This window comes from Brevundimonas sp. CURTG3B2_SDJG (assembly GCF_057364705.1).
Window position 1 is genome coordinate 1 of the sequence record NZ_JBNFOJ010000567.1, and the last position, 644, is coordinate 644.

A 644-nucleotide genomic window follows, 5' to 3' on the forward strand; every position below is an offset into this window, starting at 1 on the left:
GCTCCGGCGCAATGACGGCGGCGGACGAAGCCGCCTTCTCCGCCTTCCAGCAGGGTCGGCCGCCGCCGGCCCCAGGTCGTCGTCCGCCGGCTGGTGGACGACCTGGAGACCCCCGGTCTCGGCCTTCCTCAAGGTCGGCTGGGGCCGGCCCCACGCCTTCCTGCTGGAATCGGTCGAGGGCGGGGCGGTCAACGGCCGCTATTCCATCATCACGCGCGACCCCGACGTCGTCTGGCGCTGCCGGGACCGCAGGCCCGAGGTGGCGCGCGGGTCGGCTATCGCTGCCGGCCGCTTCGCGGCCGACGGCGACGATCCCCTGGCCTCGCTGCGCCAGCTCATGGCGTCGTCCCGCTGCGACCTGCCGGACGACCTGCCGCCTATGGCCGCCGGCCTGTTCGGCGTGTTCGGCTACGACATGGTCCGCCTGCTCGAACCCCTGGGCGAGCCGAACCCCGACCCCCTGGACCTGCCCGACGCGGTCCTGACGCGGCCCTCGCTGGTGGCGATCTTCGATTCGGTGAAGCATGAGATCGTCCTGATCTCGACAGCCTGGCCGGACAGCGGCCTGGACGCGGCCCAGGCCTTCGCCGGGACGCAGGCGCGGCTGGACGCCTTCGAGCGCGACCTTGCGCCGCCCCCTGCCC

At 73.8% G+C, this 644-nt stretch carries 1 pseudogene; it reads left to right on the forward strand.

From position 1 onward, the window contains the following. Positions 1-644 (forward strand): annotated as a pseudogene (locus AC2W7C_RS18700) (anthranilate synthase component I); the annotation flags it as partial.